The organism is Pseudomonas sp. LP_7_YM, from assembly GCF_004364435.1.
Classification (GTDB): Bacteria; Pseudomonadota; Gammaproteobacteria; order Pseudomonadales; family Pseudomonadaceae; genus Aquipseudomonas.
Genome location: NZ_SOCT01000002.1, coordinates 628,987 through 642,642, shown reverse-complemented (window position 1 = coordinate 642,642; position 13,656 = coordinate 628,987). Strand labels below are relative to the sequence as shown.

At 59.3% G+C, this 13,656-nt stretch carries 13 protein-coding genes, 1 pseudogene and 1 riboswitch; of the genes and pseudogenes, 5 read left to right on the top strand and 9 right to left on the bottom strand.

Annotated elements, in window-relative coordinates; genetic code table 11:
- Positions 1-3 precede the first annotated feature (3 nt).
- Positions 4-224, bottom strand: a riboswitch (cobalamin riboswitch).
- A 122-nt stretch (positions 225-346) separates the two neighbouring features.
- A pseudogene (locus tag EC915_RS08010) lies at positions 347-723 on the top strand (sorbosone dehydrogenase family protein); the annotation flags it as partial.
- Between the two features lie 164 nt (positions 724-887).
- Here EC915_RS08010 and EC915_RS08005 read toward each other — a convergent pair.
- The 6 genes from EC915_RS08005 to EC915_RS07980 all read right to left on the bottom strand — a co-directional run bounded on the left by EC915_RS08005 (position 888) and on the right by EC915_RS07980 (position 6,309).
- The gene (locus tag EC915_RS08005; RefSeq protein ID WP_133749985.1) at positions 888-1,424 is read right to left on the bottom strand and encodes a C40 family peptidase; all 537 of its coding nucleotides are present in this window, start codon (positions 1,422-1,424) and stop codon (positions 888-890) included.
- Between the two features lie 120 nt (positions 1,425-1,544).
- On the bottom strand, positions 1,545-2,234 hold the full coding sequence (locus EC915_RS08000) for a C40 family peptidase (RefSeq protein WP_133749984.1): 690 nt from the start codon (positions 2,232-2,234) through the stop codon (positions 1,545-1,547).
- A 75-nt stretch (positions 2,235-2,309) separates the two neighbouring features.
- Positions 2,310-3,074 carry an NAD-dependent deacylase gene (locus tag EC915_RS07995; RefSeq protein WP_166650950.1) on the bottom strand — a complete coding sequence of 255 codons (765 nt, stop codon included), beginning with the start codon at positions 3,072-3,074 and terminating at the stop codon, positions 2,310-2,312.
- 8 nt (positions 3,075-3,082) lie between these two features.
- Positions 3,083-3,787 carry a DnaA regulatory inactivator Hda gene (gene hda, locus EC915_RS07990; protein ID WP_133749983.1) on the bottom strand — a complete coding sequence of 235 codons (705 nt, stop codon included), beginning with the start codon at positions 3,785-3,787 and terminating at the stop codon, positions 3,083-3,085.
- A gap of 319 nt (positions 3,788-4,106) precedes the next feature.
- Entirely contained in the window at positions 4,107-5,180 is a 1,074-nt protein-coding gene (locus tag EC915_RS07985; protein WP_133749982.1) for an AI-2E family transporter, read from the bottom strand.
- Between the two features lie 55 nt (positions 5,181-5,235).
- Positions 5,236-6,309: a DUF2066 domain-containing protein gene (locus tag EC915_RS07980; RefSeq protein ID WP_133749981.1), complete on the bottom strand. Its 1,074-nt coding sequence runs from the start codon at positions 6,307-6,309 to the stop codon at positions 5,236-5,238.
- A 309-nt stretch (positions 6,310-6,618) separates the two neighbouring features.
- On the opposite strand from EC915_RS07980, the gene purM reads away from it, so the two are divergent.
- The 4 genes from purM (at position 6,619) to EC915_RS07960 (ending at position 9,802) form a co-directional block, all read left to right on the top strand.
- Positions 6,619-7,677: a phosphoribosylformylglycinamidine cyclo-ligase gene (gene purM, locus EC915_RS07975; RefSeq protein WP_133749980.1), complete on the top strand. Its 1,059-nt coding sequence runs from the start codon at positions 6,619-6,621 to the stop codon at positions 7,675-7,677.
- Positions 7,677-8,354, top strand: a complete 678-nt coding sequence (gene purN / locus EC915_RS07970) for a phosphoribosylglycinamide formyltransferase (RefSeq protein ID WP_372237858.1) — start codon at positions 7,677-7,679, stop codon at positions 8,352-8,354. The genes purM and purN overlap by 1 nt, the downstream gene beginning before the upstream one ends.
- A gap of 17 nt (positions 8,355-8,371) precedes the next feature.
- Positions 8,372-9,088 carry a DUF3108 domain-containing protein gene (locus tag EC915_RS07965; protein WP_133749979.1) on the top strand — a complete coding sequence of 239 codons (717 nt, stop codon included), beginning with the start codon at positions 8,372-8,374 and terminating at the stop codon, positions 9,086-9,088.
- Positions 9,089-9,613: 525 nt separating this feature from the next.
- A complete protein-coding gene (locus EC915_RS07960) occupies positions 9,614-9,802 on the top strand; it encodes a hypothetical protein (protein ID WP_133749978.1) in 189 nt (62 codons plus the stop codon).
- A gap of 56 nt (positions 9,803-9,858) precedes the next feature.
- Here EC915_RS07960 and EC915_RS07955 read toward each other — a convergent pair whose 3' ends face one another.
- The 3 genes from EC915_RS07955 to relA all read right to left on the bottom strand — a co-directional run bounded on the left by EC915_RS07955 (position 9,859) and on the right by relA (position 13,602).
- Complete coding sequence (locus tag EC915_RS07955) at positions 9,859-10,401, bottom strand: DUF2058 domain-containing protein (RefSeq protein ID WP_133749977.1); 543 nt, start codon at positions 10,399-10,401, stop codon at positions 9,859-9,861.
- A 26-nt stretch (positions 10,402-10,427) separates the two neighbouring features.
- Positions 10,428-11,261 carry a nucleoside triphosphate pyrophosphohydrolase gene (gene mazG, locus EC915_RS07950; protein ID WP_133749976.1) on the bottom strand — a complete coding sequence of 278 codons (834 nt, stop codon included), beginning with the start codon at positions 11,259-11,261 and terminating at the stop codon, positions 10,428-10,430.
- Positions 11,262-11,358: 97 nt separating this feature from the next.
- Entirely contained in the window at positions 11,359-13,602 is a 2,244-nt protein-coding gene (relA, locus tag EC915_RS07945) for a GTP diphosphokinase (RefSeq protein ID WP_133749975.1), read from the bottom strand.
- Positions 13,603-13,656: the final 54 nt, after the last annotated feature.

Here is a 13,656-nt window from a genome sequence, read left to right as displayed (position 1 = left end):
GTGATGCTGTTGAATGGATCAGGCCGGTCTCCGGACTCATGAGCTGATGCACAAGCCACGCGCCTTCCCATGTTCGACGAACACAGTGGCATCGTGCGTGGCTTTGACTCATTTACCGTTGCGGGGGCAGCGCCGGGATTGATTGCAAACGCGTTCGCACCGGCTTCCCTGTTTCACCCTGTTGATCGGCCTTGGCCGCGGGCACCTGAAACAATCGGCGCAGGTTAGTGGGTTGACCCCACAGCGTCAATCGGCGCGGCCATTGATCTGCAGTGGAACCGACACTTGCGAGCGACCTCTACTCATGGACATGCGATTTCATGACTGCCAGGAAGGGAGATCGATCATGTTCAAGCTCAAACCTCAGTGTGTGATGTGGCTGCTGGTGGCCAGCGGGCTCGCGGGATGCGGAGAATCCTCCACATTGCAGGTGTCCGACGGCATTGGTCCCTCGCCCAGCCTGCCGGAACCGAACAAGACACTGATCCCCACCACATCGCTCCGGCTGTGGACTGGCCTGCTGGCGGCAAACCCACGGCAGCAGGTGGCACGCAGGTCGCCGCGTTCGCAGAAAATCTCGATCACCCGTGCTGGCTGTACGTGCTGCTCGATGGCGATGTGCGGGTAGCCGAAACCAACGCGCCACCCAAGCCCGATGACAGTAAAGGCATCAAGGGCTGGGTCATGAAGAAAGTCATGGGCTGCGCGGGTGCCGGCGTGCCGATGAAAAAGCTCAAGGCCGCCCGGTGGGCGTGGTCAACGATAACAGGGGTGGCGTGCTGGTCGCCGATGATGTCGGCAACAAGATCTGGCGAGTAACTGCGGCGCGGACAGTGCAGCCTTCAACCGCCACACCGCGATTGCACTGACACCACACGAGAACAGCTCTACTGTTTCGCCAGGTTCGAAGGCTGAATCACGCGCTTGGCGCTCAGCCATGCCTTCTGCCAGTAGGGCTTGTCGAGGCTGTCCAGCTTGACAGTACCGCCCGTAGCCGGCGCATGCACGAAACGACCTTCGCCGACGTAAATCCCGGCATGACTGACGTTCGAGCTACCACTTGTCGCGAAGAACACCAGGTCACCGGTCTGCAACTGGTTGCGCCCGATTTCAGGGCCACGCAGGCGAATCATGTCGCGGGTTGAGCGCGGTAGAACGATACCGGCGGCGCCCTGATACACGTAACCGATCAGGCCACTGCAATCGAAGCCCGAATCCGGCGTGTTCCCGCCCCAGCGATAAGGGGTACCCACCAGCCCGATAGCACGCAGCAACACGTCATCAGCAAGCGGCGAAGAAAATTGAGAAGGTGCAGAAACCACAGGTCGGTAAATGACCCTGGGGGCAGGAGGCGGTGGGTTGCTGGAACAGGCAGCCAGCAATACAGCCAGTGAAGCGACAGTCAGGCGAACCGTAAACGACATAAACACAACAACCCTTGAGGATGCGGCTTACTCTGCCGGGAGCCGGGGGCTCGTGCAATCAGGGTTTGCCCGACTGCACGACCAAGGCAGGAGGTGTTGCCGTCCTGGCAAGAGCCCCTACTACCGGTGTTGGCGCTTGATTGTAGTCGAAGTCATCGCAGTCGTCGTTTCAGGGACCTGGGAAGGCGCCATGGCCAACGCGCGCTTGGCTTCGATGAAGGTTCTGGCCCAGTAGGCATCGTCAAGGCTGTCAACGCGAACACCACCACTGCGACGGCTGCTGGAGTGGATGAACTGATCGTCGCCCAGGTAGATGCCGGCATGACTCACACGACCACGGCCCGCTGTGCTGAAGAACAGCAAGTCGCCCGGCTTGAGGTCATTGCGCTTGACCAGCGGAGCATCGATGTTGATCATCTCGCGGGAAGAACGCGGCAGGCTCATGCCAGCCTCTTCACGAAACAGATAGCCGATGAAACCGCTGCAATCGAAACCGGACGCTGTCGAGGTACCGCCGAAACGGTAACGGGTACCGATCAACGATTTACCACGCTCCAGAATGCTGTCAGCCAGAACCGGTAAACGGTAAGGTTTGGCGTCGGCAAATTGAGCCAGTTCATCTTCGGTGGCGATCTCGTCTTCCAGAACGGAAGCGGACGCATAGTCGACACGTTTGGCAGTTTGGGCGGTGGCAGAGTCCTTTAAATGCGGAGTCTGCGACTGCTGTTGCGGCGCTGGCATCTGGGCCGCGCAGCCGAACAGCAGCGTCACGAGTGCGAGAGGCACGAGGGGTGCAAAGCGATTTAGCATGGGCACAACCGTGGCTGAGGTGTAAAGGAGCCGAGACTATGCCTACTATCGCCGCCATTTGCAAATTCAATCGAATTAAATGTGACTTACCAGGTCGCCCATGACATCTAAGGCTCTACACCTCAGAAACGCATCCATGTGAATGGAGTGATCGGTCGGCTCGGGATTTATCTCGGCGGTAAAGCCTCCCGCAACCCGCGTGCGCAGCATGGGCTCGTGGATATAAGGGAAGCTGGCAGTGGTGCCAACGCTGAGAACAGCGTCGAAGCCTTTTGCCATTTCCTCGTACAGCACGTTCAATGCCAGCTCTGGCAGCAGCTCCTGAAACAAAACGACCGGCGGTCTTAATACCCCGTGACACGTTGCGCACAGCGGCGGCAAGGGACGTTGCAAATGCTCGCCCAACTGGGGAGCCTCAGCGCCACAGGACTGGCAGAACAGCGGCGCCAACTGACCATGAATCTCGATCAAACGCTCAGGCGGACTACCTGCAGCCCGGTGATACCCGTCGACATTCTGCGTCAACACCCAGCATTGGGGCTTGCGTCGCTGAAGTTCGGCGATGGCATAGTGCCCTGCATTGGGCTGCCCGCCAAGGCATGCGCTGCCTAATTGGGCAATATATTTCCAGCAAAGCGCAGGGTCTCGCCGCAACATCGGTCCCGACAGCGCCACTTCAATCGGCAACCCTTCGTCTGTGTGACCGTTGTAAAGACCTCCTACGCCGCGGTAGGTGGGAAGACCCGAGTCAGCCGACAGCCCGGCACCCGTGATGACAAGAATGCGTCGAGCATGGCGCAGGGCGCAAGCAGTCTGCAGCACCAATGCCGCATCAACCACATTCCCGCCTACCAACCCAGCGTCTCTTTGAGAAAGGGAATGGTCAGCTTGCGCTGCGCCTGCAGCGAAGCCTGATCGAGTTCTTCGAGCAGATTGAACAACGCACTCATGCTGCGCTTGCCACGGGTCAGGATGAAATGGCCGACCTCGTCTGTCAGGTGCAGACCGCGTCGCGATGCACGTAATTGCAAGGCACGGAGTTTTTCTTCGTCAGACAGAAGGCGCATCTGAAACACCAGCGCCATGGTCAGTCGCGACTTCAGATCTGCCAGTTTGACCGGCAACTCCCGCGGGGAACAGGACGCCGCGATCAGCAAACGTCGGCCGCTGTCACGCAAGCGATTGAACAGATGGAACAGCGCCTCTTCCCATTCAGGCTTGCCGACGACCGCCTGCAGGTCGTCAAGACACACCAACTCGTACTGCTCCAGGTGATCAAAGAGTTCGACACCTTCGTCGATGAGCTCGGCCATCGGCAGGTACACGGCAGGCTCGCCCATCTGCTCAAAACGCAGGCAGGCCGCCTGCAGCAGATGCGTGCGCCCTACTCCGTTTTTGCCCCACAGATAAATAAGGCTTTCGGTCCACCCGGCGTCGGCTTCGCACAAGCGTTCGACGTAGCCGAGTGCAGCGGCATTGGCGCCTGGATAGTAATTGATGAAGGTGGCGTCATCACGCAGACGCACACTCAGGGGCAGCTGAACTGGTTTCATGCTGGCTGAACGGTTCAATGACGAACCGCCAAGGGCCTCTGTGTAAAGTGCGCAAAGTTTATACCTGCGGGCCAGACCGCACAATGCGCCCGACCGCCTGAAAAATCAAAGGGTTGCGTCTATCGCAGGGCAGGCCGCGAATTATGGCCGCTCATCGGGCTTAAAAACTGCGCAGCCAACCGCTCTGACAGGTCAGTCCATAGCACTGTAGGAGCGAATTCATTCGCGCTGGAGCTTTCAGCCGACACCGTCGCATCGTCTGTAACCGCTTCGCGAACGAACTCGCACACAGGACCTTCAGCGTTTTCGGGCTTTTACTCTATAGCTCCGGATCTTCCATCCCGCCGTAGATATCCGACTCTTTGTAAAGATCACGAACATGCCGCACCAGCACCATGACCACCGCCGCCACTGGCAGCGCCAGCAGGATGCCGGTGAAGCCGAACAGTTCGCCGCCCGCCAGAATCGCGAAGATAACCGCCACTGGATGCAAGCCGATTCGATCGCCCACCAACAATGGCGTCAGCACCATGCCCTCCAGAGCCTGCCCGACCATGAATACCGCGACGATGCCGAGCATTGGATACAGGTCGCCGCCGAACTGGAAGAAGCCCGCCAGAATCGCCGAGCCAATGCCGATCACGAAGCCCATATACGGCACGATGGCCGCCAGACCTGCGATCACACCGATCAATAACCCGAGTTCCAGACCCACCAGCATCAGACCGGCGGCGTAGATAACCCCCAGCGCCACCATCACCAGCAACTGGCCGCGTATGAACGCCCCCAGCACCTCGTGACACTCATCGGCCAAGGCCACGATCTTTTTCTCGCGATGACGCGGCAGCAGGCTGCGGATCTTGGCCATCATCACGTCCCAGTCGCGCAGCAGGTAGAAACAGACCACCGGAATCAGCACCAGATTGGTCAGCCAACCGATCAGCGCCAGCGTTGAGGTGGTGGCCTGCGCCAGAACGATGCCGACGATGTCACCCGTCTGTCCCATGTGCTCGGAGATCGCGGCCTTGACCTTGTCGAACCGCCAGAACCCGTCCGCCAGCCCGAGCTTGGCCTGGGTCCACGGCAGCGCGGTGTGCTGCAGCCAGTCAAGCACTTGCGGCGCCAGTTCGTACAAGCGATACAGCTGCTTGACCAGCATCGGTACCAGCACCAGCATCAGCCCCATGAAAATCAGGGTAAAGAGCACGAACACGGTCACGACACTCAAGGTGCGCGACATTTTCAGTTTTTCCAGCCGATCCGCCAGCGGATCGCCCATATAAGCCAACAGCAACGCCACCAGAAACGGCGTGAGGATGGCGTGCAACAGCCAGACGAACAAGCACAGCAGGACAATCCCGCCGAACCAGAACCAGCGACGCGTATCAGTCATTACTGCCCCTTGAATCCCATAGAGAATGCTTCATGCAACGCCGTTATGAACTCGCTTACCAGCGCAAGTGCAGTGTTTGATCAGCAGTACCCGCAGGCAAAGATACGTTGGTAGAGCCCGGCTTGGCCTCGACCGCAGGCGTTTGCCCGGCATCGACCGGCGCCGCACCGACTTCACCCGCTGGCACCTCCTGCAATCTGGCCAGCGACAACTGCGAGCGCAGCTGATCGACGCTGCCGCTTACATCGAATACCACCCGATCACCGTTCACTGACCTCAGACGACCGCCGAAGGGTTCCAGCAAACGCACCAGTTGGGCGTAACGCTCCAGAGTCATGCCCTGGACTTCCAGCGCCATGCTCGACGACGCGCCTGGCTTGACCACGAACCGCGGAGCCAGACGCTGGCTGACCGACAACAGCACGGCATCGGCCAGTTCGGCGGCACTCGCGCCGCTGGCGCTGCCCTGCTCCATCTTGTCGCCCAGCCACAGGTGCCATTTGCCCTGCCATTGGCTGCCATTTTCCTGAGCGTGAACGGCAAGAATGGCGTCCGGACCATAGCGCTCGGAGGCCTGTTTCAGCGGCGCGACGTCGGTACCGTCCAGGGTCTTGGCATTGCCGATGCTCTGCTCGCCCAGATCCGCCAGCGGCAGACGCAGGGGCAAGCCGCGATGCTGGGCCGCACGGCGCAGAGGCTCAGCGCTCGACTGACCGTCACCCACCAGATTGGCGCCATCGGTTGCATCATTCAGCCACCAGGCCATGATCACCGGCCGGTTCGAGCCCCACAACGCTAAACCGGCCTGACGCAGCGCACGTTCAGTGCTGGCCGGATCGAAATCCACCTGCAGCGACTCCGGCGGACCGGCGTCGTAGCCGTATTGACTGATGATCTGCTGTGGATCCTTGCGCACTTCGGCGAGCGTTGCTCCCTGCGCAGCCTTGGCGTCACCGGTGAGACGGGTAACCAGGGTCTCCAGCGCGGCTTGGGTGGCACGCGTCTTCTCGTCCGGGGTCTGTCCGCTGACCGGCTCGCGCACCTGGAAGAGATTGTTCACCGTCTCGGCCAGTGCCGGGAGGCTCATGAGGGACAGACAGCCTATGAACAGGCAGTTTTTCAGGCGCATAAAAATTCCCAGGAAACAAAAACCGCAGCTATTAATAGCTGCCTAAAAATGACTGGCTCGACTCAGACCGCACGTCAGCCAAAATCGCTCACCCCGGACACGAAGTTACACCTTTTAGGCGCGCCGACGAACGGGCAAGCGTGATCAGCGAGCTTATTTTTTTGTTCATCATGACCTGACCGTCGGCCCAAGGATGGCCGGTTTGGCCCAACCCTGATAAAATCGCGCGCCTTCGCAGACCGGCGATGCCACGGCCACGCGCCGTCCCTAATCGGTCGTTATCCCGAATCCCCCCTAAAGGCCTGGATCATGAGCAAGCAACCCTCCCTGAGCTACAAAGACGCCGGTGTAGACATCGACGCCGGTGAAGCATTGGTCGAACGCATCAAGAGCGTTGCCAAGCGCACCAAGCGCCCGGAAGTGATGGGCGGCCTGGGTGGCTTCGGCGCGCTGTGCGAAATTCCGGCTGGCTACAAGCAGCCCGTCCTGGTTTCGGGTACCGACGGGGTCGGCACAAAACTGCGTTTGGCGCTGAACCTGAACAAACACGACAGCATCGGGATCGATCTGGTCGCCATGTGCGTCAACGACCTGGTGGTCTGCGGTGCCGAGCCCTTGTTCTTCCTGGACTATTACGCCACCGGCAAACTGAACGTCGACACCGCCGCTCAGGTGGTGACTGGAATCGGCGCGGGCTGCGAACTGGCCGGCTGCTCGCTGGTGGGCGGCGAAACCGCTGAAATGCCGGGCATGTACGAAGGCGAAGACTATGACCTGGCCGGCTTCTGCGTCGGCGTGGTGGAAAAAGCCGAGATCATCGACGGCTCGAAAGTGGCCGCAGGCGACGCCCTGATCGCCCTGCCATCGTCCGGTCCACACTCCAACGGCTACTCGCTGATCCGCAAGATCATCGAAGTCTCCGGTGCCGACATCGAAACCATCCAGCTGGAAGGCAAACCGCTGACCGACCTGCTGATGGCGCCGACCCGTATCTACGTCAAGCAGTTACTCAAGCTGATCAAGGACACCGGCGCGGTCAAGGCCATGGCCCACATCACCGGCGGCGGCCTGCTGGACAACATCCCTCGCGTGCTGCCTGAAGGCGCACAGGCGGTGGTCGACGTAGCGAGCTGGACCCGCCCAGCGGTGTTCGACTGGCTGCAGGCGCAAGGCAATGTCGACGAGCACGAAATGCACCGCGTTATGAACTGCGGCGTTGGCATGGTCATCTGCGTCGCCCAGGAACACGTTGAAGCCTCGCTCAATGCCCTGCGTGATGCAGGCGAGCAGCCATGGGTCATCGGCCAGATCGGCACCGCTGCCGAAGGCGCCGCACAAGTCGAGCTGAAGAACGTCAAGGCACACTGATGCATGAGGTCGTGAAGCCTGACCTGCGCCGACCTTGTGATGTCGTGGTGCTGCTGTCAGGCGCCGGCGGTAACCTGCAAGCGATGATCGACAGCCTGCAGGACGGTTCAGGTCCGGGACGTATTCGCGCGGTGATTTCCAACCGCGCCGATGCCTACGGACTTGAGCGCGCAAAGAGCGCAGGCATCGAAACCCGTGTTCTTGATCACAAAGTCTACGAAGGTCGCGAGGCCTTCGATACGGCATTGATCGAACTCATCGACACGTTCACGCCGAAGCTGGTGGTACTTGCCGGTTTCATGCGCATCCTCACGCCTGGCTTCGTGCGTCATTACCACGGGCGGCTGTTGAACATTCACCCTTCCCTGCTTCCCCTGTATAAAGGCTTGCACACGCATCAACGCGTACTGGAGTCCGGCGACGCCGAACACGGCTGCAGCGTGCACTTCGTCACCGAGGAACTCGATGGGGGGCCGCTGGTCGTACAGGCAGTGGTTTCGGTAGAGTTACACGATACGCCTGCGACATTGGCGCAGAGGGTTCATGCCCGGGAGCACCTGATCTACCCGCTGGCAATCCGCTGGTTCGCCGAAGGCCGTCTGGCCTTGGGTGAACATGGCGCTATATTGGACGGACAGCCACTGGGACCCAGCGGCCACTTGATTCCGGCTATTTAATTAAAACGGGAGATATTATGCGTCGCGCTTTGCTGTTCGCTTTCGCTCTGTTCGCACTTCCTGCGGTCAATGCGGCAGACCTTCAACCTTTCTCTGCCAGCTACACCGCTGATTTCAAACAGCTGCCCGTGGGCGGCGGCAGCGCTACACGCAGCCTGGAAAAGAACGCCAACGGCGTTTGGACCCTGAGCTTCAAGGCCTCGATGATGATCGCCAGCCTGACCGAAATCAGCACGCTCAAGGTCGACAAGGACCAGCTGCTGCCCCAGACCTACCACTTCGAGCGTGGCGGCCTGGGCAAGAGCAAGACGGTTGATCTGGTGTTCGACTGGCCGACCAAATTCGTCACCGGGACGGACCGTAATGATGCAGTGAAGATCCCGCTGAACACCGGCGTTCTGGACAAATCCACTTACCAGTTGGCCCTGCAGCACGATGTCGCCGCGGGCAAGAAAAGCATGACCTATCAGGTGGTGGACGGCGACGAGGTCGATACCTATGACTTCCGCGTGCTGGACACTGAAAAAGTCGAGACCAAGGTAGGCTCGGTTGATGCCATCAAAGTCGAGCGCGTGCGTGATCCGACGCAGAACAAGCGTACTACTGTGATGTGGTTCGCCAAGGACTACGACTATCTGCTGGTGCGTTTGCAGCAGGTCGAGACTGACGGCAAGGAATACAACATCATGCTGCAGGATGGCACGGTGAATGGTAAGTCGGTCAAAGGCAGCTGATTAAGCCTTTACCGAGCTTCGTAAGGAACCCCGTCGATTGGCGGGGTTTTTTGTGGGTGGCAGGATCGGGTATCTACCGGGCCTTTAGTTTATGTATGCCCATTAGCAGTGGCGGCGCTGATATCGGAAAACCCTGTCTAAGACGTCGGGTTACGACGGCAGCGAATATGGGTGTCAGGGGCAAGCCCCTGTAGGAGCGAATTCATTTGTGAAAGATACATCGACTCAGCTTTACCGGCCTCTCGCAAATGAATTCGCTCCCAATGAATTCGCTCCCATAGTTGAACGCCGTGCTCAACTCGCCCCCGCATCCGGCTCAAGCTTCAACATGAAACTTTCTTCATACCCCTCAAATGAGTGCGACAAAACGCCGCATACGCTGCAAAAACAGTCAGTTACCCACTATTACTGGATTCGTAAATTACTCTTTCAAAAATCAATCATTTACTTAGCCTGCTAAGCAATTTTATAAAGAAGCCACTGCGACGTCCTGCCGCAGATCTCAAAGAGTCAGGAGTTTGCACTATGACGGTTACTGTTACTGAACGCGACGACGCCCACATCTCTCACGAAGCCATCGCCGATGGCATTCAAATCTGGGATGTCCGCCAGCAAGATCAACTGGTCGGGATGTTTCATCATGAATCGGACGCACAGCGTTACGCAGCAGAGCTCGCGGAACTGGAAGCCAGGAAGGCTGCGAGCAACTCGTAATAACGGAATCGCGATAAACCAAAACCCGCCGAGGCGGGTTTTGTTTTATGCGGGGTTTACCACATCAAATCATCAGGAATCTTGTAGGCCGCATACGGATCGTCGCCATCCGGCTCTTCAGTCGGCTCACTGAGCATCACGATCCGACGCGGATCACGCTCCTGAACCTTCAGCGCTGCCTCTCGCGGTATCACCTCGTAGGTACCACCATGGTGCACGATCGCCAACGAACCGTTGCTCAGTTTGCTGCGCATCAGCGAGTTGACTGACAGGCGCTTGACCTTCTTGTCATCGACGAAGTTGTAGTAATCCTCGGTCGTCAGCTTTGGCAAACGGGTCGCCTCGATCAGCTGTTTGACCTGCGCGGTACGGGCTTTCTGCTCGGCCTTTTCCTGCTGCTGACGGTTCAGTTCCTGATCGCGTCTGGCCTTATCGGCCATGGCTTCCTGAGCGGCCCGCTGGCTGGCGTCGTCGGCAGTCACCTGACCCTTGTGCACCAACCGCTGTTCTTTCTGCTTGCTCTTGGCAACCTGTTTGGCCTGCTTCTCATTGACCAGGCCTGCTTTGAGCAACTGCTCACGAAGGGAAATACCCGCCATTTGTCTTCTCTCTCTAAATAGTCAACTCAACCGCGGTTGGGCGTGTTCTTTTCCAGACGCTTGGCTTGGCCCCAGAGCGCATCCATCTCTTCGAGACTGCAATCTTCGATGGGGCGACCGGTGTCACGCAAGGACTGTTCGATAAAACGAAAGCGCCGCTCGAATTTGCCGTTGGCGGCGCGCAGGGCATTTTCCGGATCAACCTTAAGATGCCGGGCCAGATTGACCACCACAAACAACAAGTCACCGACTTCTTCATGAATACCCGCGCTGTCGTTGTCGGCCATGGCCTCAAGGACTTCGCCCAGCTCTTCGCGCACCTTGTCGATCACCGGCAGCGCTTCGGGCCAGTCGAAACCGACTTGGGCTGCTCGCTTCTGCAACTTGGCAGCGCGGGACAAGGCTGGCAGTACATTTGGCACGTCATCGAGCAGAGACAGCTGCTCGGGAATCTGCGCTTTCTCGGCGCGCTCCTGGGCCTTGATCTGTTCCCAACGTTGCTTGACCTGATCTTCACTCAGGCGCGGCGTTTCCAGCGGTGCATACAGATCGCCCGCAGGAAACACATGGGGATGACGACGGATCAGTTTGCGCGTGATCCCGTCGACCACACCGTCGAGTTCGAATCGTCCTTCTTCGCGCGCCAGTTGGCAGTAATAGACCACCTGAAACAGCAGGTCGCCCAGCTCGCCACGCAGGTCGTCGAAGTCACCGCGCTCTATGGCATCGGCGACTTCATAAGCCTCTTCGAGCGTATGCGGCACGATGGTCGCGTAGTTCTGCTTCACGTCCCATGGGCAGCCGTACTGCGGATCGCGCAGGCGGGCCGTGAGGTTAAGCAGGTCTTCTAGCTTGTACATTCGAGAATCTCTTCGGTCACAGCCATAAGCCGCAAGCCCCAAGTTGCAAGCAGCACGTGGACAACTTGCAGCTTGCCGTTTAAAGCTTGTGGCTGTTTTAAGGTGTTCGGTTACGCCGGGTCTCGATGATGTTCGGCAACTGCGAAATCCGCCCCAGCAGACGGCCCAGTGCATCCAGCCCGGGAATCTCGATGGTCAGCGACATCAATGCCGTGTTGTCTTCCTTGTTGGAGCGGGTGTTGACCGCCAGCACATTGATGCGTTCGTTGAGCAGCACCTGCGACACGTCACGCAGCAGCCCGGAACGGTCGTAAGCGCGGATGATGATGTCCACCGGATAGGTCAGCACCGGCACCGGGCCCCAGCTGACCTGAATGATCCGCTCAGGCTCGCGCCCACCCAGCTGCAACACCGAGGCACAGTCCTGACGGTGGATGCTCACCCCACGGCCCTGAGTGATGTAGCCGACGATGGCATCGCCCGGCAACGGCTGGCAGCAACCCGCCATTTGCGTCATCAGGTTACCGACGCCCTGGATCTGAATGTCGCCACGCTTGCCCGGTTTGTACCCTGTCGCCTTGCGCGGAATCAGCTCAAGCTGTTCATTGCCGCGCTCCGGCTCGACCAGTTGCTGCGCCAGATTGACCAGTTGCGCCAGGCGTAGATCGCCCGCACCAAGGGCGGCGAACATGTCTTCGGCCATCTTCATGTTGGCCTTTTCCGCCAACTTGTCGAAATCCACCTGTGGCAACGCCAGACGCGCCAGTTCGCGCTCAAGCTGCACCTTGCCGGCTGCGACGTTCTGATCGCGGGCCTGCAGCTTGAACCAGTGAACGATCTTCGCCCGCGCCCGCGAGGTGGTGATGTACCCCAGGTTCGAGTTCAACCAGTCGCGGCTCGGCGTGCCGTGCTTGCTGGTGATGATCTCGACCTGCTCACCGGTCTGCAGGCTGTAGTTGAGCGGCACGATGCGCCCGTTGATCTTGGCGCCACGGCAGTTGTGACCGATCTCGGTGTGCACGCGGTAGGCGAAGTCCAGCGGCGTCGCGCCTTTGGGCAGGTCGATAGCGTGACCGTCCGGGGTAAAGACATAGACCCGATCCGGTTCGATATCGACCCGCAGCTGCTCGGCCAGACCGCCGATGTCGCCCAGTTCTTCGTGCCACTCCAGCACCTGACGCAGCCAGGAGATTTTCTCTTCGTAATGGTTGGAGCTGGGTTTGACGTCGGTGCCCTTGTAACGCCAGTGGGCGCAGACGCCCAGCTCGGCCTCTTCGTGCATGGCGTGCGTACGGATCTGCACTTCCAGCACCTTGCCTTCCGGGCCGATCACTGCAGTGTGCAGCGAGCGATAGCCGTTTTCCTTGGGGTTGGCGATGTAATCGTCAAACTCTTTGGGAATGTGCCGCCACAGGGTATGGACGATCCCGAGTGCGGTGTAGCAATCGCGCATTTCCGGCACCAGCACGCGAACGGCACGAACGTCGTAGATCTGGCTGAACTCAAGACCCTTGCGCTGCATTTTGCGCCAGATTGAATAGATGTGTTTGGCCCGACCGCTGATGTCGGCCTTGACTCCCGTGGCCAGCAGTTCGTTTTCCAGCTGCGACATGACATCGGTGATGAAGCGTTCGCGATCCAGGCGACGCTCATGCAGCAGCTTGGCGATCTGTTTGTATTGCTCAGGCTCCAGATAGCGGAAGGACAGGTCCTCCAGCTCCCACTTGATGTGACCGATGCCCAAACGGTGTGCCAGCGGCGCGTAGATGTCGAAGACTTCCCGGGCGACCCGGTTGCGCTTTTCGTCATCAGTGTTTTTCACCGCGCGGATGGCGCAGGTACGCTCGGCGAGCTTGATCAGCGCCACGCGCACATCGTCGACCATGGCCACCAGCATCTTGCGCAGGTTTTCCACTTGGGCCTGAGTGCCAAGCACCAGTGATTGACGGGGGCTGAGACTGGCGCTGATGGCCGCCATGCGCAGCACGCCGTCGATCAGCTTGGCCACGGTCGCCCCGAAACGCTGACCGACGTCGGGCAAGGGAATCTTGCCTTCACGCACCGCGCGGTAAAGCACGGCGGCGATGAGTGAATCCTGATCGAGTTTGAGGTCGGCCAGGATTTCAGCGATTTCCAGGCCCGTCTGAAAACTCGACGTGCCTTCCGCCCAGAGGTTCTTGGCGGCGTTGTCTTGTTGCTCGGCTTGTCGGGCGAATTCACAGGCCTCTTTCAATGCCTGTCGATCCACTGCCAGGTCGACGCTAACCACATGATCAAGCCACGCGTCGAGGTTGATACTGCCGTCTGTGTTTATCGGCTGGTGTGCTCTCACCTGTACCATGTTGCTTACCTTCCCTACGGCGCGATGAAATGCGCCATCAGTCGCCAGCCTTCT